This window comes from Advenella sp. EE-W14 (assembly GCF_012923605.1).
GTDB classification, from domain to species: domain Bacteria; phylum Pseudomonadota; class Gammaproteobacteria; order Burkholderiales; family Burkholderiaceae_B; genus Advenella; species Advenella alkanexedens.
In genome coordinates this window covers 63,716-86,027 of the sequence record NZ_JAAVNG010000004.1, presented here as the reverse complement: position 1 = coordinate 86,027, position 22,312 = coordinate 63,716, and the positions used below count along the sequence as shown (strand labels likewise).

Annotated in this window: 22 protein-coding genes; 4 read left to right on the top strand and 18 right to left on the bottom strand. The window is 50.1% G+C overall.

Annotated features, from left to right (window positions below; translation table 11 throughout):
• Positions 1-11 precede the first annotated feature (11 nt).
• Together HCX92_RS01335 and HCX92_RS01330 are read right to left on the bottom strand one after the other, a co-directional pair.
• Complete coding sequence (locus HCX92_RS01335) at positions 12-1,073, bottom strand: c-type cytochrome (RefSeq protein WP_169293118.1); 1,062 nt, start codon at positions 1,071-1,073, stop codon at positions 12-14.
• Positions 1,074-1,085: 12 nt separating this feature from the next.
• Positions 1,086-1,760: a cytochrome c gene (locus HCX92_RS01330; protein ID WP_169293117.1), complete on the bottom strand. Its 675-nt coding sequence runs from the start codon at positions 1,758-1,760 to the stop codon at positions 1,086-1,088.
• A gap of 382 nt (positions 1,761-2,142) precedes the next feature.
• On the opposite strand from HCX92_RS01330, the gene HCX92_RS01325 reads away from it, so the two are divergent.
• From HCX92_RS01325 to infA, 3 genes are all read left to right on the top strand, one after another.
• Positions 2,143-3,018, top strand: coding sequence for a pirin family protein (locus HCX92_RS01325; protein WP_169293116.1), 876 nt, complete (start codon positions 2,143-2,145; stop codon positions 3,016-3,018).
• A 226-nt stretch (positions 3,019-3,244) separates the two neighbouring features.
• On the top strand, positions 3,245-5,233 hold the full coding sequence (ftsH, locus tag HCX92_RS01320) for an ATP-dependent zinc metalloprotease FtsH (RefSeq protein ID WP_169293115.1): 1,989 nt from the start codon (positions 3,245-3,247) through the stop codon (positions 5,231-5,233).
• A 420-nt stretch (positions 5,234-5,653) separates the two neighbouring features.
• The gene (gene infA / locus HCX92_RS01315) at positions 5,654-5,926 is read left to right on the top strand and encodes a translation initiation factor IF-1 (RefSeq protein WP_169293114.1); all 273 of its coding nucleotides are present in this window, start codon (positions 5,654-5,656) and stop codon (positions 5,924-5,926) included.
• Between the two features lie 42 nt (positions 5,927-5,968).
• Here the strand turns inward: infA and HCX92_RS01310 are convergent, their stop codons facing one another.
• The gene (locus HCX92_RS01310; protein WP_169293113.1) at positions 5,969-7,021 is read right to left on the bottom strand and encodes a nitronate monooxygenase family protein; all 1,053 of its coding nucleotides are present in this window, start codon (positions 7,019-7,021) and stop codon (positions 5,969-5,971) included.
• Positions 7,022-7,233: 212 nt separating this feature from the next.
• On the opposite strand from HCX92_RS01310, the gene HCX92_RS01305 reads away from it, so the two are divergent.
• Entirely contained in the window at positions 7,234-8,016 is a 783-nt protein-coding gene (locus HCX92_RS01305; RefSeq protein ID WP_169293112.1) for an SDR family oxidoreductase, read from the top strand.
• A gap of 192 nt (positions 8,017-8,208) precedes the next feature.
• On the opposite strand, the gene HCX92_RS01300 is transcribed toward HCX92_RS01305, so the two are convergent.
• From HCX92_RS01300 to tssE, 15 genes are all read right to left on the bottom strand, one after another.
• Positions 8,209-8,880 carry a hypothetical protein gene (locus tag HCX92_RS01300; RefSeq protein ID WP_169293111.1) on the bottom strand — a complete coding sequence of 224 codons (672 nt, stop codon included), beginning with the start codon at positions 8,878-8,880 and terminating at the stop codon, positions 8,209-8,211.
• Positions 8,881-9,082: 202 nt separating this feature from the next.
• The gene (locus HCX92_RS15015; protein WP_371808377.1) at positions 9,083-9,331 is read right to left on the bottom strand and encodes a T6SS amidase immunity protein Tai4 family protein; all 249 of its coding nucleotides are present in this window, start codon (positions 9,329-9,331) and stop codon (positions 9,083-9,085) included.
• Between the two features lie 148 nt (positions 9,332-9,479).
• Positions 9,480-9,866, bottom strand: a complete 387-nt coding sequence (locus HCX92_RS01290) for a DUF4150 domain-containing protein (RefSeq protein WP_169293110.1) — start codon at positions 9,864-9,866, stop codon at positions 9,480-9,482.
• An 18-nt stretch (positions 9,867-9,884) separates the two neighbouring features.
• Positions 9,885-10,952 (bottom strand): pentapeptide repeat-containing protein, encoded by a 1,068-nt coding sequence (locus tag HCX92_RS01285; RefSeq protein WP_169293109.1) that lies wholly within the window; start codon positions 10,950-10,952, stop codon positions 9,885-9,887.
• A 2-nt stretch (positions 10,953-10,954) separates the two neighbouring features.
• A complete protein-coding gene (locus tag HCX92_RS01280; protein ID WP_169293108.1) occupies positions 10,955-13,630 on the bottom strand; it encodes a DUF2169 domain-containing protein in 2,676 nt (891 codons plus the stop codon).
• A gap of 37 nt (positions 13,631-13,667) precedes the next feature.
• On the bottom strand, positions 13,668-14,150 hold the full coding sequence (locus tag HCX92_RS01275) for a hypothetical protein (RefSeq protein ID WP_169293107.1): 483 nt from the start codon (positions 14,148-14,150) through the stop codon (positions 13,668-13,670).
• A 138-nt stretch (positions 14,151-14,288) separates the two neighbouring features.
• On the bottom strand, positions 14,289-14,492 hold the full coding sequence (locus tag HCX92_RS01270) for a hypothetical protein (protein WP_169293106.1): 204 nt from the start codon (positions 14,490-14,492) through the stop codon (positions 14,289-14,291).
• A gap of 36 nt (positions 14,493-14,528) precedes the next feature.
• Entirely contained in the window at positions 14,529-15,032 is a 504-nt protein-coding gene (locus HCX92_RS01265; protein ID WP_169293105.1) for a hypothetical protein, read from the bottom strand.
• 12 nt (positions 15,033-15,044) lie between these two features.
• Entirely contained in the window at positions 15,045-15,266 is a 222-nt protein-coding gene (locus HCX92_RS01260; RefSeq protein WP_169293104.1) for a hypothetical protein, read from the bottom strand.
• 205 nt (positions 15,267-15,471) lie between these two features.
• Positions 15,472-15,969 carry a hypothetical protein gene (locus HCX92_RS01255; protein WP_169293103.1) on the bottom strand — a complete coding sequence of 166 codons (498 nt, stop codon included), beginning with the start codon at positions 15,967-15,969 and terminating at the stop codon, positions 15,472-15,474.
• Between the two features lie 101 nt (positions 15,970-16,070).
• Positions 16,071-16,562, bottom strand: coding sequence for a hypothetical protein (locus tag HCX92_RS01250; protein ID WP_169293102.1), 492 nt, complete (start codon positions 16,560-16,562; stop codon positions 16,071-16,073).
• 13 nt (positions 16,563-16,575) lie between these two features.
• Positions 16,576-18,987 (bottom strand): type VI secretion system Vgr family protein, encoded by a 2,412-nt coding sequence (locus HCX92_RS01245; protein ID WP_169293101.1) that lies wholly within the window; start codon positions 18,985-18,987, stop codon positions 16,576-16,578.
• A 119-nt stretch (positions 18,988-19,106) separates the two neighbouring features.
• Entirely contained in the window at positions 19,107-19,760 is a 654-nt protein-coding gene (locus tag HCX92_RS01240) for a DUF3540 domain-containing protein (RefSeq protein ID WP_169293100.1), read from the bottom strand.
• Between the two features lie 26 nt (positions 19,761-19,786).
• Positions 19,787-21,754 carry a type VI secretion system baseplate subunit TssF gene (tssF, locus tag HCX92_RS01235; RefSeq protein ID WP_169293099.1) on the bottom strand — a complete coding sequence of 656 codons (1,968 nt, stop codon included), beginning with the start codon at positions 21,752-21,754 and terminating at the stop codon, positions 19,787-19,789.
• Positions 21,754-22,287, bottom strand: a complete 534-nt coding sequence (tssE, locus tag HCX92_RS01230) for a type VI secretion system baseplate subunit TssE (protein ID WP_169293098.1) — start codon at positions 22,285-22,287, stop codon at positions 21,754-21,756. The genes tssF and tssE overlap by 1 nt, the downstream gene beginning before the upstream one ends.
• Between the last annotated feature and the right edge of the window lie 25 nt (positions 22,288-22,312).

Here is a 22,312-nt window from a genome sequence, read left to right as displayed (position 1 = left end):
GCCGATACCAATTAAGGCTTGACCGCGGCACCCGTAAAGTCACGGTCACGCAATATGTCCGGTTTCAGGAAGTCTTTATGGCCCACATTGTCGTGGTCACCCAGAACCTTACCGTTATATTCAGTGCCATACATCGTGTGCTTGTGAAAGGTTTCCAGATACTTCTCACGGGTTTCTTTAATATTACCGGTATAACGGGGATCTTGCGGACGCTCCTGGCTATCAATGTATTGCGCAATATCCCAGGCTTCCTGGTCTGACAGCGTATTAGGCTGACCCAGGGGCATATTGTGTTTGGTAAAACCGGCCAGGGTAAATACGCGCGAAATGCCGGCACCCCAGTTATAAGAGTCATCACCCCATAAGGCAGGGAAAATCACCTTGCCATTCTCGGTTTGACCGGCACCATCAGCACCATGACAAACAGTGCAATTAGCTTCATAAGCCACTTTACCCCGGGCGGCATCCGGCTTCAGTTCAGGATCGGCCGGCTTGGGAAAGCCACGGCCATAAATTTTATCTTTGGAGAACATAGGCACACCGGTTGCCAGCCACTGATGGTACAGGGACAGGGCCAACATATCGTCACTGCCATAGGCAGGTGGTTTTCCGTTCATTGAATACGTAAAACAGCCGGCAATCCGTTCTTCAAGATTATTCACATGACCGTTTTTGGGGCGGTAAGCAGGCAAGTCGATGGCTGCAGGCCATACCGGCCCACCATAAGGCATCCGCCCGTCTGCCAGGTGGCAGCTTGAACAATTCATATTATTGAACACGTTTTTGCCGCGCAACTGTTGGGTATTAACGAATAAATCATGACCGCGCCGGATGGCTTCTTTCATTTTCGGATGCAAATCAGTGTTTTCCAGCTCGTCAATGGAGGGAGGAATATGAACCAACTCGTTTTCAGTAGGTAAAGCGGCGCCTTGCACCATTTGTTTCACTATTTCCAGCTCGGCCGGTGTCAAATCCTTGCCTTGTTTGGTAAAAGAAGTGGCTTGGGCGCCTGTCGCTGAAAAAACCAACGCAGCCGCAACCAATACTGAACTGAATTTAATACGATGTTTCATGCCTGCTTCCCCTTACTTTTGTTCCTGCACCGGCTGCTGTGCCAGCCATGCCGCTACTGCCTGTGTATCGTTGTCATCAAGACGCTTGGCAATACTTGCCATTAACCCTTGTGGGTCATTGATACGGGTACCGTTTTTCCATGCCTGGATTTGCTGCACGATGTAAGCAGGCTGCTGTCCTGCCAAAACGGGGAAGTCGGCACCATTACCCTGGCTACCGGGCCCATGGCAGCTTTTGCAGCTCACGATATAACGCTCCCAGTCTCCTTGCAAAGCCAACTGTTCGCCCCGCTTCAACAATGCCGCATCAGCGGCAACGGGTGCAATTTCAGGAACCGGCAAACTGGCATAATAACTGGCCACATCAGCTATTTGTTCGTCATTCAGCATAGAGGCAAAAGCCACCATAGACGCATTTTTGCGGGTGCCGTCCTTAAACGCTTTCAATTGTGCAATCATATAGTCCCGGTTCAGGCCGGCCAGACGGGGCCAGGATTCGCCCTGGGGCAGATTCATGCCAGCGCCATTGGCCTGGTGACAGGCCACACAGGTGGCTGAAACCGTTTTACCCCTGGCAATGGCCTCTGCGTTGATGGTATCGGCAGCCATGGCCGAAGGCAAGGCCAGCGTCCACCCGCCGGCCACCCAGGCACTGGCCCGTATTAATCGAACTAATGAATAACGCATAATCGAATTATTCCCCCTCTGAAATACAAAATAAAAAGCACAGACACTTAATATTCAATATAACCAATATGCATATGCTTATCACAAAAAAGCATAATGATATATATTAACGACTCAAAATCCAAATTAAATACGACCTGTCTTCATTTATTCAGGGTTTATACCAGTGTTATCAGTACTCCTGCTGCCATCCTATTGCCGTCACCTGACAAGCCTGCGCTTTTCACCTTTATCATTGTTCCTCTTATGAAACAATCTGGTCCATTTTGGTGGTTTTTCAGTACCGGTGTCTTGTGTATAGTGGAACAATACGATTAATCCCCCAATTTCCGGTATTGCAAGCAGCATGCTGCGGATGAGGCATACCGGCAAGGAGCAAAACATGAACACCAGCCACAGCACCGTTACCCACCCTCGTAAGGTTGAACATATTATTGCCGGCCAGCCCACCTCTGATGGCGCGGGCGTGAAACTAACCCGGGTGCTTACCCAAAACCTGCAACGCCGGCTTGACCCTTTCCTGATGCTGGACAATTTTGGCAGCGATAAAGCCGACGACTACATTGCCGGTTTCCCCGACCACCCGCACCGTGGTTTTGAAACCATTACCTACATGATTGCCGGACGCATGCAGCACCGTGACAGCGCTGGCAACGAAGGGCTGCTGGAAAATGGCGGTGTGCAGTGGATGGTGGCTGGCAAGGGAGTCATCCACTCGGAAATCCCGCAACAGGAAGAAGGCGTCATGGAAGGCTTCCAGCTGTGGCTGAACCTGCCTGCCCGCAACAAAATGACCCAACCCTGGTACCGGGATATCAAAGCCGAAGAACTGCCCAAATTTCGCACACCGGAAGGCGTTGACGTAACGGTGATTGCCGGTAGCAGCCATGGTGTTGCCGGTGCCGTTACACGCGAAGCCACCGAACCGCTTTACCTGGACCTGCATATGCCAGCCGGCAGCCGTTTCGAACAACTCCTGCCCGCCAGCCATAATGCCTTTGTTTATGTTTATCGTGGGGAAGTGTCCATTGAAGGCCAGGCGGTGCCGGTCCAGCGTATGGCTATCCTGGAAAACCAGGCACAGGCCGATGGGGTCGTCATCCAGGCAGGTGCCGACACTCGGGTACTGCTGATTGCCGGCCAGCCCCTGAATGAACCCATTGCCCAATATGGACCTTTTGTCATGAATACCCAGGAGGAACTGTATCAGGCCTTGCAGGATTTTCGTGACGGAAATTTTGCGGAAACAGCATCCTGACGCAAAGGAAGAAACTGCTTTTTTTTTCACAAAGCGGATCGGGATTGGCCCCTGGATGGCTGGTCTCAGAAGGTGACCAAGCACCCGTCCGCCTGACTGTAGCATGCAGATACATGTTCAATGCTATGATTGGACATAAACGATTACCCCGTTTAGTTCACTGAAAGCGTCCTTCGGGCAAAGCCGCAAGGCCTCTGCCCCATAACAACTCCAGAGCAATCAAAGCATGATGAAAAACGGCAATAATTCTTCTTCAGGCAATTCATTCAACAATACGCCGGGACGCCCCGATGGCGCCCGGCTGCCACAACGCAATTTCTGGCTCATCATTTTACTGATCCTTGTAGTCAATTATGTGGTCACCCAATGGCTTTTGCCCGGTGCCAACCAGGCAATCCCAGTGCCATACACCACCTTCAAAGAACAGGTTGCGCAAGGCAATGTCCAGTCGATTCACAGCCAGGGCCAGCTCATCCAGGGACAATTCAACCATCCGGTCACCCTGCCTCCTGCTGAAAACGCAGCCCAGCCGGCAGCCTCGGCTCCCCCCCGCAACGTCACAACATTCTCTACCGTTGTACCCGACTTCACCGACCCCGGACTGGCCTCCTTTCTAGCCAGCCATAATGTCAGGATTAACGCCTCGCCAGCCCAAACCGGCAGCTCGCTAAGCAACCTGCTGTTCGGTTTCGGACCGGTACTGCTGATTATCCTGTTTTATGTATGGCTTTACCGTCGTGCCTCCAGGCAGACCGGTGGCGCACTGGGTGGCAGCATGTTTGGCTTGGGGAAAAGCAAGGCCCGCCGCTATGACCATGAGCAGGCTAAAAAAGTCACATTTGAGGATGTCGCCGGTATTGATGAGGCCGAAAACGAACTGGTTGAAATTGTTGATTTCCTGAAAAACCCCAAAAAATACACGGCACTGGGTGCCACTGCCCCAAGAGGCATATTGCTGGTGGGAGCACCGGGCACCGGTAAAACCCTGCTGGCCAAAGCCGTGGCAGGCGAAGCCAATGTTCCTTTTTTCTCCATGAGCGGCTCAGAATTTGTTGAAATGATTGTCGGTGTGGGTGCTGCCCGCGTCAGGGACTTATTCAAGCAGGCGCGCGAACATGCCCCCTCCATTATTTTCATTGACGAAATCGACTCCATCGGCCGTGCCCGGGGTCAGGCCGTATTGGGCGGGGCCAGCGAACAGGAACAGACCCTCAACCAGATTCTGACTGAAATGGATGGCTTTTCGGGTAAGGAAGAAGTGATTGTGCTGGCGGCCACCAACCAACCCGACATTCTTGACAAAGCCCTGCTAAGAGCTGGCCGCTTTGATCGCCGGGTCGTGGTGAACCTGCCCGACAAAACCGGTCGTGAAGCCATTTTACAGGTTCACACCCGCGACAAACCCCTGGCGCAAGACGTGGATTTAATGGAAATCGCCGCCTCCACACCCGGTTTATCAGGAGCAGACCTTAAAAACCTGAGCAATGAGGCGGCACTGCTTGCAGCCAAACGCGAGCAACATGAAATCCACCTGAAGGATTTTATGGACTCCCTTGAAAAAATCATGCTGGGCCCAGAGCGTCCCATTATCCTGAGCCAGGCCGACCGTGAACGGATTGCCTATCATGAAAGCGGCCATGCCATTCTTGGCCTGGTCGTGCCCGGTGCCGATCCGGTCAACCGGGTCAGCATCGTGCCACGTGGTCAGGCCCTGGGGGTAACCTACCAACGGCCGCCGGCAGACCGCTACAATTACCCCGAAGCCTATTTACGGGCACGCATTATTGGCATGCTGGGCGGACGGGCGGCCGAAGAGATCGTTTACGGCACCAAAACCACCGGCGCTGAAAATGATATTGAACAGGTTACCGAACTGGCACAAAACATGGTAACCCGTTGGGGCATGAGTGAAAAACTGGGCATGGTAAAACTGGCCGCCCGCCAGAACCCTTACCTGGGTGTGGCACAACGGCAGCTTGACGGGGTAAGCGAACAAACCGCCGCCCTGATTGATGAAGAAGTGCATAAAATCATCAATGAGAGCCATGAGCAGGCCAAGCAATTGCTTCGCGATCATCGCCAGCAGCTGGATGCGCTGGTTGCCGCCCTGCTAGAGCGCGAAACGCTGGACGAACAGGAAATTCTGGATGTGACCGGCCTGCCACCGGCCCCCGCCCTGAAAGATCTACCCAACCAGGCCAAACTTGAAGCTTGAAACCAAAATCATTTTCCGGCTGACCGACACGGTCAGCCGCCCCCCTGACCCCGCTGTATATTTCGCTTTATTTTCATATCATTAACAAACAACGCAAAGTATGTTACAATGCCATATTGTCGTCGCCATGATGGCGTAATATTCAACGGGTATCGTTAATCCAACCACTTGTTCGCCAAGTGCTAACCACTTATTCCTCAAGCATTAATTTTTAATGCTTAAAGAATTTCACCCAGTCCCTGACTAACCCCAGGCAGCTATACCGGCTATACGCTATACATCTTTTCCCCTTGCGGAAAAAATACGCTACATCCCGATACCCGCCAGCGCCACGGCGCCTATCCATGCATACTGCTTGTTTAAGCTTGCGGCCCGGTCCGTTCATGCATGTTATTTTTCAATCACACAGGAGATTTATCTATGGCCAAAGAAGCATTAATAGAAATGAATGGCATGGTAACCGAAGTGCTACCTGACTCCCGCTTTCGCGTCACACTGGATAACGGCCACCCGCTTATCGCCTACACCGGTGGCAAAATGCGCAAACACCATATCCGTATTCTGGCCGGTGACAAAGTATCACTTGAAATGTCACCTTACGACATGAATAAAGGCCGAATTACTTTCAGGCATCTGCCAGGTCGCCCGGCAAATGGTGCCGCCACTGGCAACAAGTCGCGCAATCGCCGCTAAAACACATTGGGCGCAATACCCTAATGATATTGCCCCAAACAATCACTTCAGTTCTTCCACCAGCGTTGCCACCAAATGTGCGGCCGGCATTTCCCGCGCCAGGTAAGCCGCCTGCCCGGCCCACTGGGCGGCAAACTCAAAATTGCCCCGGGCATTGGCTGCGGCAATCAATGCCTTGCCAGCATCATAGGTCATGGGGTAACCCGGCGTGGGCGGAGCACCAGCCGATTCAAGATCTGTCATCATGCGGTTAACAATACCCCTGGCGGCACGACCCGAAATAACCGTGGTAACGGCCGTATGCAAGGCCCGCCCGCTTTTCAGGTTGGCACGGTAAGCCGCATTGGCGGATGACTCGGGGCACAGCACAAAGGCCGTGCCCATCTGGGCAGCACAGGCTCCCAGCCTTAAGACTGCTTTGATACCACTGCCGTCCATAATACCCCCAGCAGCAATAACCGGCAATCGGCAATGTTTAACCAGCAGGCGCACCAATGACAGTGTTCCCATGCAGGCATCGCCCTGCTCAGGCTCAAATACCCCCCGGTGTCCACCGGCTTCGTACCCCTGAGCCACAATAAAATCAATGCCTGCCGCTTCTATTTGCCGGGCTTCTTCCAGGGTGGTGGCACTGGCCAGCAAGGTAATTCCCGCCGTTTTCAGGGCCTGTATATAGTCCGTGGAAGGCAGGCCAAAATGAAAACTGACAAAGGCGGGTTTAAGCGCCAGCAGCATATCCAGCATAGGCCGGTTATCCACAAAGGTGTCATAAATTTCATTCAGCTGCGCGGGAGGCGTGGCACCGAACTCATCAAACAGGGGTTTCAAATAAGCCAGCCAGGCCTGTTCCTTCTGCGGGTTTTGCGAGGTTCGCCGATGACAAAACACATTCACGTTAAACGGTTTATGGGTTAAGGCCAGGGTTTGCTCAATCATTTGGCGTGCGCCGGCCGTATCAACCGCAGCCACCCCCAATGAACCCAAAGCGCCGGCATTGGATACCGCCGCAGCCAGGGCCGGTGTGGAAACCCCCGCCATGGGTGCCTGGATAATGGGATATTGGATACCGGGTAATAAAAAAGTGTTGTCTGCCATATTTTAATAGTCCTGAAAACGGTTGATTGTTTTTTCAAAACTACCATAACAGAAAAAAGAGCATTCATGCTATCCCGACAGTATGGTTTTTACCGTGTTTGAAAAGCAGGCAATCCGCACTATACTTGCAAAATAACAATCATCACCCTGGCAGGCATATTCATGAATACGCCTGCCAGCACACCAAAGCAGCGGGACCAAGGAGCCAATTCATGAGTGCAACAAGCAACACCAACCAGCTTTTTTCCCTGAAGGACCAGGTTGCCCTGGTCACTGGTGCCTGTAGAGGCCTGGGCTACCAAATAGCCCATGGACTGGCCAACGCCGGCGCCACCGTTGTGGTACATGCCCGAGACGAGCAACGCGCCAAAGAAACCGCCGGTGCATTCAATAACATGGGCCTGTCGGCCAGCTGGCTATCTTTTGATATTAATGACCACCATTCCCGCCGCGAGGCCTTTTCTCAGATAGAAGAACAATACGGTCGCCTTGATATCCTGATTAACAATGCCAGCATCCGGATTCGTAAAACCCTGCACGACCTTACCCCGGTTGAAATCGAACATATCGTTCATACAAATATCCTGGCCAATATCGGTATTTCCCGCTCGGCCATCGACCTGATGCGCAAAAACCGCCATGGTCGCATCGTGACCATCAGCTCCATTGCCGGCCACGTTATCCGCCATGGCGATTTCATTTATCCCATCACCAAGCAGGCCCTTAATACCATGACCCGTTCCATTGCGGTTGAATATGGTCATGAGGGTATTTTGTGCAATGCGGTTGCACCGGGTATTTTTGATACCGAACACAATGAAGCACTGATCAAAGAGCCCGAAACCATGCGTAAAATCCAGGAACGCAATCCCTTGCAACGCCTGGGCAAACCCGAGGAAATCATCGGCCCCGTGCTTTTTCTGACTTCCCCTGCCGCCTCTTATATCAACGGCCAGATCCTGGCTGTTGATGGCGGGCTTTCCGTGGCTTTTTAATGGTTCTTATCCACTTTAAACGTTTTTAAATACCTTTAACGCTTCCGGCCTGCACCCGTTTTAGATCATCACAAACCGGTATTCCCGCCACGGATATGCGTGGCGGCAACTGCGGCAATTCAAGCGCGACCGTTGGCCCCTTTGACATTCACGGCAACCTGTTCAAGGTCGGCCAGATGTTTGTGCCAGCAGCTAGTCTGGTTCAGCCGGAGTCACCGCTTCAGGTGTGAGGCCTGTACTATCTGGAACAGTCGAGCCCGGCTCTGGATTCGGACTTTCAGGAGCAGACAGGCCAGCGCCGGGCACCGGGCTTTCATTAATCTCTGCCACCGGCATTTGCAAACGCGCCTCTTCCAATTGCAGTCTGGCGGTTTCCAGTCGTGCCTGGGCCTCTTCAGCCAGCAAGCGTGCTTCATCCGCACGGGCTTTGGCCTCATCGGCACGCGCCTTGGCTTCTTCGGTTTTCAGGCGAGCTTCTTCAGTCTTGAGTTTGGCCAGTTCCACATTGGCCTGCGCTTCGATGGCATTGTGTCTGGCGGCTTCGGCGTTCAGGCGGGCGGCCTCTTCTTCAGACTTGGCCTTGGCCGCCAATGATTTTGCTTCAGTTTCCTTGCTTAAGGCTTCTTTCTGTCGCAAACGCGCCTCATCGGCAACTGCTTTGGCCTCGTCTTTGCGGGCCTTGGCCTCGGCAGCCCTGGCCTGTGCTTCAGCCTGTTTGGCCCGGGCCAGCTCCACTTCGGAATGGTCTACCTCACCATGTACAACAGGTGGCCCCTCATTAACAGCATTACCCTGATCGCAACCGGCTAAAATACCGGCAACCAGAAACAGCGACACCATTAATGCTTTGCCCGACCCTTTCATTGAACCCTGCCGTATGAGTGAAAAAACAAACAATAACAGCTTATATCGCTGGAAACAAGATGGGAATGCGGCTGTCAACCCGTAAACAAGAATACACCTGAAAGATATTTCAATAATATCTTTCAGGATCACCTTGTTGAATAATATTAATCTGGATTTTCGTTTCTGTAGGTTTGCTCTGGTTTGCCAACATATTGTTTTGTCAGCGCGTCAAGCTCGGGGCCATGATACAAGTCAATGCACTGGCACTGCTTATGGCGTCATGGCTTACTTCCAGGTGTTGTGCATAAGCTTTTGAAATGCAAAAAGCCAAAGCGGAGTCTTTGTAATTCTGCGCATAGGTTCTACTGGCTGCGTCAGGCAGTTTTAGTGAGGTATTAGCTTGTGCTGTTGAATAAAAAAACAGGTATGAGAACAGGATAAAAATAATGACCGGGCGTGAATTGGACATGTTATTTCAATTCCCAAAAAAGAGCTTCATTGGTTTGGTAGTTTATGCCAGGTTCATTGAAATAACCTTGATCGTAACAAGTGTTTCCATTTCTTGCCTGATCCGTTGGTTTTTCTTCTTGATAAGATCTTGCTCCATCAATGGATAGTCAGGGCGCCAGCAGTAATATTTTCAATTGGCTGGGCACTATCCGCATACCAGCCATATTGAAAAGGTTTTGCAACGACAGGCTGCTCAGGCGGGTAGCGGGCATACCCTTAAGCAAATACGTGAATGCACCGGTAATATGGCGTGATGGCCCCATTACCGTATTAGATACCATACCCAATACAATCCCCGGGTTATCGCCATTGGTAATGGGCGCAAAAGTGGCCAGGTTATGGGCGGGTGTGCACATGTACAGGATATTGAAGGCATTGGGAATATAGGTGGGCCCCAGTGCCACATTGGGATAAGGTACCGGGATGACGGGTGGCGTACGACAAACATCGGGAAACGCCAGATCCATTCCCATTAATTGTGCATTTGCAAACATAAGTGCTCCTTAAAATATTCAATAGGTATTGTTCGCGGCATCAAAATATTCAGCCTTGAGCAATGCCTCGTCAGCGGCAAGACAGCCCGGCCCCGATTTGATGCTTTCACTATCGGTCAGGGCCCGGTGAAACCGGGTTCGCTCAAAATTCGCCTGCCCAAACCTCGCCCCACGCAAATCAGCGTAAGAAAAATCGGCATAAGTCAGGTCGGCGCCCGAAAAGTCCGACCGTTCTGCACTGGCATAATGAAAAATGGCTTGCCATGCATTGGCACCGGCAAATACCGTCCGGGTCAACACGGCTTCATTGAAAATCGCGTTTTTCAGGGAAGTCCCCGCCAGACTGGCCGCCTCCAGGTCGGCCTCCAGAAACAGGACCTGATCGGCACAGGCCTTGTTCATGCGCGCCCGTTTCAGGCTGGCTCCTTTAAAATTGGCCTGACTCAGGTTGGAACCTGAAAAATCAGCATCATCCAGTACGCTGTCGGTAAACTGGCAAAGCGTTAACGGCACATTTGTGAATTTCTGCCTGGCAAGCTGGCATTTCATCAGGACACAACGATTCATGGCCGTTTGCGTAAAATCCACCGTTTCCAGATTGGCCTGCATGAAAACACAGGCATCCATGCTATTTACCGCATAACTGCATTGATTTAACTGGCAATTGATGAAAAACGTTTTTTCAAACAAATGCATTTGCCGGAATACGGTTCCCGACAAATCGGATTCATTAAATGTCACCACACTGAAAACCGATGCCTCGAACAGGCACTGCCGCAACGAAGACTCCACCACCATGATTTCTTTGCAATCAGCCTGTACAAACCGGCATTCATCCAGCAGGGCACCCTGAAAGGTCGTCTTGTAAAGATTGCTGCCATTGAAGACCGCCCGCTCAAAATTACATTGAATGAAAACCGCTTCCTGCAAATTGGCCTGATTGAAAACAACCCCGGAAAAATCCACTTTCTCGAACATGCCCCCTGAAAGATCCTGTCCGGAAAAATCCATACCGGCAAAAGACACCTCCCTGAAAGCCTCTCCCTGCCGGATATCCTGCGCCACCTGTTGTGAATTAAAACTCATGTTCATGCTCCTTTCGCTTCAGGGAAACGCTTGACCTGTTCGGCATAAATGCCGTCAAAAACCGTTTCCCGATCGGCCATAAGTCCGGAAACATCAGCCCTGAACAGGTTGGCACGATACAGATTGACTTCTTTCATGACCGACTTTTGCAGATTGGCGCCAATCAAGCTGCTGTATTGCAAAGATACTTTCTCAAAAAAGGTTCTGACGAACAGGGTTTGCGGAAAGCGGGCATGCTCCATCATGCAAAGGGAAATTTCCGCCTCGGAAAAATCACAATTCTCGGCCAGAGCCTGTTTAAAATCACACTGTTCCATATGCGTCTGGCGAAAATTGCACGTCCTGATCTGGCTTTGCCTGAATGTGCAACAGTTCAGCTTTACCCCTTGGGTAAACACAATATTCTTGAGCCAGGCTTGATCAAAAGAAAGCTGCTCAAGACCGCACTGGTAAAAAACGCCCCCCTCCACCTCACTGCGTTCAAAACTGACATGGGAAAGCGGGCAATCGGAAAATGCCAACTGCTTTAATTGCGCCTCAATAAAGCCTACCCTGTCCAGCACAACCTCATGAAAAGCCACCTGTTCAAAACTGGCCCCGGTCAGGTCAACCTGTTGCAGTTTGCCCTGATAAAACTGGCAAGTCTTGAAACGCGCCCCCGTCATCTGTACCTGTTCAGCTTCAAGCCCAAACAAAATGGCGTGATCAAAGCAGGCCTGTTCAAATGTGCTGTGTTCAATCCGGGCCTGCGATAAATTACTGTTAGCCAGATTGGCGTCTTTGAAAGAGCTACCTGAGATTTTTGCCCGGGCCAGCACGGCATGCGTCAAATTGGCATGATCCAGCCTGACGTTGTGCAATATCGCCCCTTCCAGCATGGCCCCCTGCAAATTGGCGCCACGCAAATCCATATCAGACAGATCAATACCGGTCAGGTCCAGGCCGGCCAGGTTTTTATCTTTCAGGTAGGCATGACGCACGGCCTCTTGCATTTGTTCCATGCGGTGCGGGCCGGCTACCGGTGCCTCCCCCAGGAACTGCACCGAATACAGATAGAGTTTGTCCATTTTTTTTTGAGCATGCTTCATGAAATCATGATCCAGCAGGGGTGCCCCGGTAGATTTGCTTTCCAGCTTGCCGCCCTCACGTAAAACTTTGCGTTCCTGGTGCAATTTTTCAAGTGCCTGCGCCAGTTTTCCATCCCGATCGATCTTCAAAGGGCCATGATTTTCGGCTGTTATTGGCATGCCACCAATTTTCAGGGAATCCTCAAAATCAAGCGGACCTCCTGCCTGAATACGCCCTTCTTTTTTCAGTTTTGTCAGACTGGAAAGCGCCTCACCCCGAACCTGCTTTTCAATGGTTTCACGATCAGGGACATGCTGCTGCAAACGCTCAAATATTTCAGGCAATTCAGAAAAAGACAAAGGCTTGTTCGGCCCCACAAATTCCGGTGCCACGAAAACAGCAGGGTCATGGCCCAATTCACGCAAACGCTGACGTGCCTTTTCCCTTTCAGCCTCAGACCGGTTCTGCTGGTTGCGCACAAAGGCACTGGTCTGCAAAGGGTCGGGGATGTCCCCGAAAGACAGCAGCATGGTCTCTGGCACCTGAATCAATTGCTCATCTTTCAGGGCATATAAAGCTGCCTTTTTATGATCCATGCGAATGCCAAACACTGACCGGTAATAATCAAGGTCACGCTCATACCCGCCCAGTTCCAGCCCGGCCATCACACATTCCACATCCCATCCGTCTTCTTCGGCAATGGGGCAACTGCCATGAAACATCATGATGCATTGGGTTGTATGAGGCACAAACCAGACCGTACTGGCTTTCATGTCAATTTCCAACAGGTCCGCTTCAGCCATCTGCTTTAACCGGACAAAAGCCCTTGCCTGTAAGTCGGGCAAGATACCCGACCAGCAGGATAACTGAGGATGCATATTGTAAAAACTGAAGGGCATTGCCCGGGGCAGGCTGTCATGACCACGCCAGCGCTGGTCTGCCGAAGCTGCATTGAAGATGGCCGGATTCATGTCTGCAAAAAAACCCGGAAACTCGTGCTGGCGCCATTGCTCGGAATACGTGCCCACGAGGGAAAACCGCTGCGGCCATGTGATATTAATTGCGCCAAACCCTTCCGGTTCATACTGTTTGCGTGAATCACTGACCCGGTTACGCAAGCCTTCAATATTGGGCAAACGCTGTACCAGGGTGCCATTAAACGGCTCTGGTGCCGCTCCCTTGCCCTCGGGATTACGCTCAAAAGACGGGCCGCCAAACGCATTGGCCCAGTTGATACGCATGGACTCGAAGGGCTGGGGACGGCTTATTTCATTGTTAACCCAGAACCGGTCCCCAAACACCAGCAAGTCTTTTTCAAGCTCACCGACCCGTGCCTTGACAGCGCATTGCCGCTTTTCTTCCTGAAACGCGGTATAGGCCTGCCCGGACACCAGAAACTCGGGTTCAGGCTTGGGCATGGCCAGGTCAAGCACACCCCCTGCATCCAGCTCTTCCTGCACCAGTTTCCATAGATTTTGCTCGCTATCCAGCCGGACACTGCCCTGGCTGTAATCAAGCAGGGCATAAACACCCAGCCCCAAACGGGTTTGCCCGCGCCAGGCATACGGTCTGGGCATTACACTTAGCCGAATGGGTTTAATGATTTTCATGAAAATACGCTGGTTAATATATGCAATTGGACGGCACTCATTTCACCAGCCCTGCCATTTTCTTTTCTTTTTCCTGACGATATCTTTGCTGCAATTCATCAAAATTTTCCTCTTTTAATACCACTTTTTCAGGCTTCTCACGGCTTCTCACTACTTCAATTGTTTTTTCTGGTTGATATTTTGGCAAATCCGCCAAGTCTATGTAAACCTTAAGGGTTGCCTCACTGGAAGCACCACCTTGCCCATGAACCAGCAGACGCATACGAATTTCAGGCTTGTTATTAAGCCAATAACCCGTTGTTTCAACTGACCGTACAGTCGCCTGGCATAACTCACCATTCAAATTGACACTTATGCCGTTCCACATCCTATAAACAACACCCCCAAAAAGTCCTCCTAACAGCACGACTAAAAAAATAGCCGTCACGCCATAAATAACTGTTTTATCACTTCCTCCAAAATACGTAGCAACAACTCCCCAAAAAATCGCGAGTGCCAATGCCATAAAAAAAACTTTCATTGTTAATATCCTAATCCATTAATATTAAAGAATATCGTTTTAATTTTTTATCCATTTTGCCCTCAATTTTTTTTACAAAAAAATTTATGAAAATAATGATTTACACAAAATTTAAATTTGAGAGAAACAATAAAACCCTTATATTTTTAAATGTATTACAGCTGCAATTGAAATAGCAGCCACCGTTTTTTTCATATGCAATCCAGCATCATTAAATGAAATACCATTATTTTTTGAAACAATACCTGCATAATCACATTTAATCCCAGTGAATGAAGCACTAACGCCATAAGCATTAACCTGCGCTCCAACCGCTACTATTTTCAGACCATCCATGCTCATGGAAAAACCGAGTTAATATATGCAATTGGACGGCACTCATTTCACCTGCCCTGCCATTTTCTTTTCCTGCTTTGCCTGTTTTTTTGCCATATCCTTGCGGTGCTTTTCCTGCAATTCTTTAAAAAACCGATGTTTAAACACGACTTGTTCCCGATCTTCCCGATCCCGAACCACTTCAATTTTTTTACCCGGCTGGTAAGCTGCCAACTCAACCAATTTGACAGTACCCCTGATTACTGCCCTATAAGTCGAATCATCCGGCTCTTGTATCCGAACATCCACAATGACTTCTGGGTCAGGCCCATCAAAACAATTGGTTTGTTTAATGGACATCACGGTTGCCTGAATCAGCTCACCGGACTTATTGATACGGAGCATTTTATTTGTACTTTGAACCGTCACCCCGAAAGTCAACGTAATAACCGTCACCATAAAAAGAAGGATAAACATCCCGAGAAAACCTTCCCAGGCAACATCAAAAAAAACAATGCTGATGAATGCCACCAAAGCATAAATACAAACACCAATTATTATTTTCATAATTTAAAATCCTTAAATAGCAACATATAATCCACGGATGGCAGTTTTAAACATACCCAGTTGAATCGCTGCTACAAAATCCCCAAATTTATTCACTTCTTTTTTATGGACAATAGAAGCGTAATCAAATTTAACAACCGAATATTCTGCCTTCACGCCATAAGCCATCGTCTGTAACCCAACAGCACCAATCTTTGCACCATCGAATAGGAAACTAATACCAGAGACTTTCATATGTTTTGCAAAAAAATTGTCTGAGCTGGCCGGTCACTTCTGCAGGCACGAAACGGGATGTTATCGGGCAAGGCATAAACACCCAGCCCCAAACGGGTTTGCCCGCGCCAGGAATAAGGTCTGGGCATTACACTTAGCCGAATGGGTTTAATGATTTTCATGAAAACACGACAATTTAATTAAAAAAAGATGCAATTGGCAGCACTCACTTCACTTGCCCTGCCATTTTCTTGTCAAGCCTTGCTTTTTTAATTTCCCGAAGTTTCCGGTGCAATTCCTGTGTTTTTTCAAAGTCCGGGTCTTTCAAAACAACTTGATACCGGTCTTGCCGGTCTCGTACTACTTCAATTTGCTTGCCTGGTTGATAGGCAGGTATATCAACCAATTTAACAGTGCCCCGGACTGTTGCCTGATAAGAAGAACCGTTCACTTCCTGCACCCTGATTGCCATAATCACTTCAGGATCTTCGCCGTTGTAAATATTGGTCTGTTTAATGGAAAGCACGGTAGCCTGGACCAATTCACCTGTTTCATTCAGACGAATCGTTTTCATATCACTTTTAAAAGAATCCTTGAAACCATAATAAAAAATACTACCCATGAGTATAAGAAAGCTTATAACAGCAACAGCTAACCAATCAAAATTAAAAAAAATCAGGCAGGCAACAGAAAACAACAAATAAAAGACAACGAAAATTTTCATAAACTTTGCCTGTTTACCTATAAAAATGGATGGTAGTTGCTAATTCAGTCGATGCTACTATCGTTCGAATTTTGAAACCTGCTTGCTTGGCAGCACTCACTTCACCTGCCCTGCCATTTTTTTTCCTGCTTTGCCTGTTTTTTGGCCATATCTTTGCGGTGCTTTTCCTGCAATTGATCAAAGAATCTGGATTTGAGTACTATTTTCTCCAGGTTATCGCGATCCTGTACTACCTCAACCACGGATTGTGGCTGATAGACAGATAAATCATTCATGGGGATGTACTCCTTGATGCAAGCCTCTTGCGATAGGCCCTCAACCCGCATACGGATTCTTACCTCGGGATAGCTGTTTAACCATTTATTGGTCTGTTGAATAGAAAGGACTGTCGCTTTGCGAAGCTCCCCTGTCTTGTTAATTCGAAGCGACTCCCTTTCATTCGAAACATCGCCTTTAAAAACAAAAAAAAGTATTAAAGCAATACATAAAAAAATAACAAAAATGGTCACTATCGTTTCAAAAGAAATATTAAAAATGAAGAAACCACCCATCACAAATAAAAGCGCAATACCAGCTGCAATCAATATTTTCATTATCAAGTTTTCCTTATATCGCAACAAACAAACCTCTAATTGCCGTTTTGATCATGCCTAATTCAATTGCAGCTCCAATGTCCTTGAACTTGGCTCCTTCACCTTTTTTAACTACTGTCGCGAAATCACATTTAACAACCGAATATTCTGCCTTCACGCCATAAGCCATCGTCTGTAACCCAACAACACCAATCTTTGCACTATCAAATAAGAAACTAATACCAGAGACTTTCATATGCTTCGCAAAAAAATTGTCTGAGCTGGCCGAGTCTGTCTGGGTAAATTTTGGTGTATCAATCACCACCTCAGGTGCCGTCATGGTAATTTTGGTGCCCGACTTGAAATTCATGTCCATGGAAGAGTTCCGGTCTATCTGTCCCGTAATGTCCTCAGTCACATTGGCCTTATAAGTGTGCGTGGAAACGCCCCCTGCCTCATAAGTGACAGTGCCGGATACGGTTTCTTGCTTGGTGGCGTTGTAGGTTTGCGTCACGGCACCGTCCACGGTGTCATTCAGGGTTCCCGTGATGTAACGCTGCATCGTGCTGTTAACAGTCTGGTCATAAGCACTGTTATAGGTTTCACTTAACGTGCCATCCACGGTCATGTTCCGGCTACCGGTCACATGCTCGGTTTCCGGGCCATCCACCGTAACCTTGTTATCGCCCGTTAAATGGTAGGTATTGCCACCTGTCACGGTTGTATTCACCCCGTCGGCAATCGTATCTTTCAGGCCGGTTGAGGTAATGTTGCGGGTCACGCCGGTATTGAAGGTTTCATCTTCGGCACCATCAATAATCACGGTGCGGGTACTCAATACATGATGCTTTTCGGTGTTGTCCACCCTTGTATCCAGGTCATTGCCCACCCTTACCGTCAGGTTGCGGTTGGCCTCTATCAGCATGTCCAGCTGGGCCTTCATGTGCAACAGTTCCTGTCCCAGCTTGTCTTCAAAGATCAACATATTCGCCATATCGGGGTCACCGTACACCGAATGGCTCCTGAAACCGCTTTGGGTCGCCATGGCGGGCAGCTCTACGGGTGGCATGTTGGATGCGTTATAAACCCGCCCCAGCACCACTGGCCGGTCCGGGTTGCCGCCAATAAAATCCACCACTACTTCATCATTAATGCGTGGCAATTGCAAGCCGCCAAAACCGGTTCCCGCCCAAGGGCTGGACACCCGTACCCAGCTGGAACTGTTTTCATTATGCTGGCCATAACGGTCCCAATGAAATTGAACCTTGATACGCCCATATTGATCAGTCCAGATTTCCTGCCCGGCAGGGCCCACCACTTTGGCCGTTTGCGGACCATGCGTGCGCGGTACGGGCGTCAGCCTGCGGGCACGAAACGGGATGTTATCGGGCAAGGCACTAAAAACCACTTCAAAGCTGTCTTCCCGGTTTGTACCCGAGGTATAACCGGCAATACTCATCCGGTAATGGGCGGAAACAATCATGTAAGCACGGTTTTCTGCCATGCGCGGATGGTTTTTCAGGGTAAACAGATAACCGGGAGCCATCCCCCTTACATTGGTCACCCCCTGGATCTGTTCACGGCTGGCTTGCAATTCCTCAAGACGAATCCGTGAGTAACTTTCTCCGTGATCAATTTCCTGATAACCGCCCTGCCACTCATAGACTTCCAGTCCCATCGGCTGGCCACTGGATTCTCCCCTGGACATCGCGTCAAGACTGACCCTGGGTTTGCGAAAATCGTAATCAACGGTTGCATAACTGTCCGGTGTAATCTGGGCCTGTACATTCCAGTCAGACACATATTCACGGTTTGCGCCCAAATGGCGATTACCGTCAATATAAGGAATCGCACCATAGCCAGGCATATCGGAATGGGCTGAAACATCATCGCAAATAACCAGGGTATGCTGGCCGTTTTCATGACGGAACCAGTAATAAATGCCTTCATGCTCCATCAGACGACTGACAAAATCAAAATCGCTTTCCTGGTACTGGACGCAATACTCCCAGTTTCGGTAAGTATTCAATAATTTATACTCCACCGGAAAACCATACTCCCCAAGCACTTCCCGCAATACATCCGGAACGGTTTTATCCTGGAAAATCCTGTTGTCGGTCGTTTGGGTCAAATACCACATTGAAGGGCGCACCGTAGCCCGATAAACGAAATAATCGGAAGAGTGGTTTTCCCGGCCCACCAGCACGCATTTAACAATCTGGCCATTCAAAAACCGCGGAGCGCCAGAGGTTTCAATCTCCAGCGTCAGGGGCTGGCCCAGCAATGATTTGAGATCAAGGGAAATCGTGGTGGCAATCAGTTCTACATCAAACTCAAATAAATGTGATAACTGCTCATGCCCCGTCATGCTGGCAAAACCGAGAATACCCGGCAAGGGTGTATGGGCAACAATGGGACGTTCGTCAATCAGATCCAGCAAGTTCATTTCTCATCCTTTGGGTTCAAAGTAGAACACTTGTCGTCATTATCCAAAACGGATATATCAATAAAATTACACTTCATAAAGTGAGTAAATAAAATACTCCTTCCCTTTTACCTGCCCAATTACCCCATGTGGATCTGTTTGCCATCAACCTTGATCAGGTCCTCAGCCGTTACCACGGTATATTTGGAATGCACGCGGGCGGTTTTTTCCGCTTCATAATCAATCATGCCGGCCCGTACCTGCTCAACCCCTTCGGTTACCTTGAAAGAAGAGCGGGACATTTGGGAGAGCCGGTCAACAATGGATTCGTACACATTGCCAATGAAATGAAAAAAGCCAACAGTGGATTGCACTTGTTTACCTACGTATTCCATCTCATTGACCAGGCACATGCCTTTGTCAGACTGCACCCTCAGGTTTGCGCTGTTCAGGTCAAGCGCCTGCGCACTTGTCAGGCGGGTATTCTCACGGCTTTCAATGGCCACATTGGCTGCGGTTACGCGCAAATTGCCGGGCACCGCCAGCAAAGAAGCGGCCGGATCGGCCTGCTCAATAACAGCCAGCAAATACACCCGCTGATGATCAGGGCCGCTAAGCAATACCGTATCCCCCACCGCCGGCATAAGCATGCAGCTTGCCGCCCGCCGGCATGGCCAGACGTAACCGTCGCAACACACACTGTAACTGCCATCATCATGAATGGTTTCCACAGTGCCAAGCAGGTGAACCGGGTCATACACGGGGCTGTTTTGCATTCTTGAAGCCAAAGACATGGTTAAATTCCTTTAATATTCAAATACTATACAGAAGGCCGGGATCCCATCCTGGGTTTCCAGCGGGCAATTTCCCCACGCTGCAGGGAAGACAGCACCAACTCCGACATCATGTTGATGGAGACATGTCGCGCAAAAAACTGTTCAATCACGGCACCAAACAAATACGGACTGGCACCTGAAAATGCGGTTTCATCCACCTCCAGATGGATTCTGGCCCCCCGGCCAAACACAATCGGGCCGGGTACCGGCAGCCGGTGGTGCACCGGTTCAACACGCACATGGCGAACGCCGTCAATTTGCCGGGCAATGGCCGGGTCGGCAATATTGGCGTATATACGCAGCATTTCCCGCAAGGTTTGGGCACCCTTTTCCTGGTCAAGGTCCGTTAAGCCAAGGTAGTTCAGACCTAAATGACTGATCAGGTGCCAGGCCTGGGCATCTTTGGCCAAGGCCGGGCGAGGCCTGCTGGGGCCGCGCAGTATGCGGATACCGGCGACCGGTGCAGACACTTTCATGGCGAAGTCATGGCTGCTGCCAAAGGGGATTAGCATGGGCAAATCCCGGTTGGTGCACATGACTTCAGCCCCCAGGTGGCGGATATTTTCTGAATAAGGCGCCTGATGCTGGTCTACCAGTGACATGAACACTTCGCTGCCACCATAAGCAGTGCGGGTGCCATTCAGGCGCGCCACTTCAGATACAACCCGGGGCTCGCGGCGCAGGGAATAGTAGGCGCCATAATCACCCTGGTCCTGGCCCAGAGAGGCATAAAATGACCTAAATTCCTGTTCGCGGTGCTTTGCCGAGTCCGAATAGGCCAGCAGCCGGGTAATGCTGAATACTTCATAATCCATTGGCCGGGTACGGTCGACCACCAAGTGGTATTCATGCGTATTGGGCTGTACGGCAATGCGGTCCGCCGTTTTACGGAACAGGTTAATGGCAGGCACGCAATGCAGGGCCAGGTTCTCGCGGGTAATATTGCCTTCCAGCTCGGGGATGAGTTTGTCAAATAGAAAAGTCAGCTCAAACGATTGAACGGTTTTATTCTCTTCCTTGCCTTTTTCGACTGATGCTTTTTCTACCGTTCCTTTTGCTCCCCCATCTTTTGCTCCCGATAATGCCGCTGGCAATTTCAGGCCTTTTTTCAGGTTGTTCAGGCTGAAAAACAGGAACCGTGCCGGAAAGGCAAAGTATTCCTGAATAATGCGGTGCCCGTGGAACACGCGGGAATCGGCCGGCAGCAGGGCCTGTTCACTGTCAAAACCCTCATGGCGCAAACTGTCCGCATTCAGGCGGTTCAGCCAGCGCATGGGTTTTTGGGTGTCATGGCACAGTACGGCAACCGTATGCGCCATTAACAGTTCCAGCAAACGGTACATGTGGATATCCTGCCCGTTCAGGTAAAACATGAGCTGGTCCAGGTCCAGTTCATCCAGCGTTTGGCCGGCACGCACCTGAATTTTTACCCGCAAGGCGCTTTGCACAGGGCGTTGCGCCGTGTTCAGGTTAAGGCGTTTCAAGGGCAAATCGGGTGGAATACCGGTTAATTCTGCCGATGCCACTTCCAGCGGGTAAAGCGTTAGCGACTGGCCGGTCACAAATTCGCACGAGGTTTGTTCACCCTTGGGCACACGGCTGCGCAAGCCGGTTCCTTTGGGCAACACGTAGCCGTTCACCAGCCGCCCTTCACTAAGGTTGGGGGTAAATTGCACCACGGTCATGGCAGGGGTGGGTGCCACATAATTGGGGTACACCACTTCCAGCAAACGCTGGGTAAACTGGGGAAACTCGGCATCCATTTTCATGTGGATGCGGGCGGTCAGGAAGCTGAACCCTTCAAGCAGGCGCTCTACATAGGGGTCAGCCACATCTATCCCGTTCATGCCCAGGCGTCCGGCTATTTTCGGATACTGGGCTGAAAACTCTTTGCCCATTTCACGGATATAAACCAGTTCACGGTTGTAATAATCCAAAAACCGCGCTTGCATTATTGCCCCCCTGCCTGTTCCAGCAAATCAATATGGCCGCTTTCAAGGTCAATATCGGTACGAAACAAAAATTCGCGCGGATAAGGGTTGCACCATAATTTGCCGCGGATCAGCAGGCTTAGCACGTTGTGGTGCATCAGCATATCCATTTCCGTAATACTGCTTACTTCCAGGCTATCTGCCAGTATCCGGGGTTCAAAGTTCACAATCGCCCGGGTAACAGAGGCTTCGACATCTTCCCAGTCCACTTCGGACATGCGCTTGCCTGCCAGCGCGCCCACGCCAAAATTCAGGGTAGAGTTCCTGACTTGCGGCCATGCCTGTAAATCGTGATCGGCTTCCAGGCTCGTGGTGTTCAACACCCAGCGCAAATCACGCAATACGGCTTTGCGCAAAGACTCATAATCCATCATGCCGTGATCTTGCGACTCTTGCCTTTTGTCGGGCTCGTTATCGGTAAGCCGGTCTAGCAACGCGGGTTGCAAACGGTCTTTCTCACCCTTGCGGATAGCCCTTTCAGATGGCGGTTTCATGTGCATGTTCACAGTGCGATCCCGG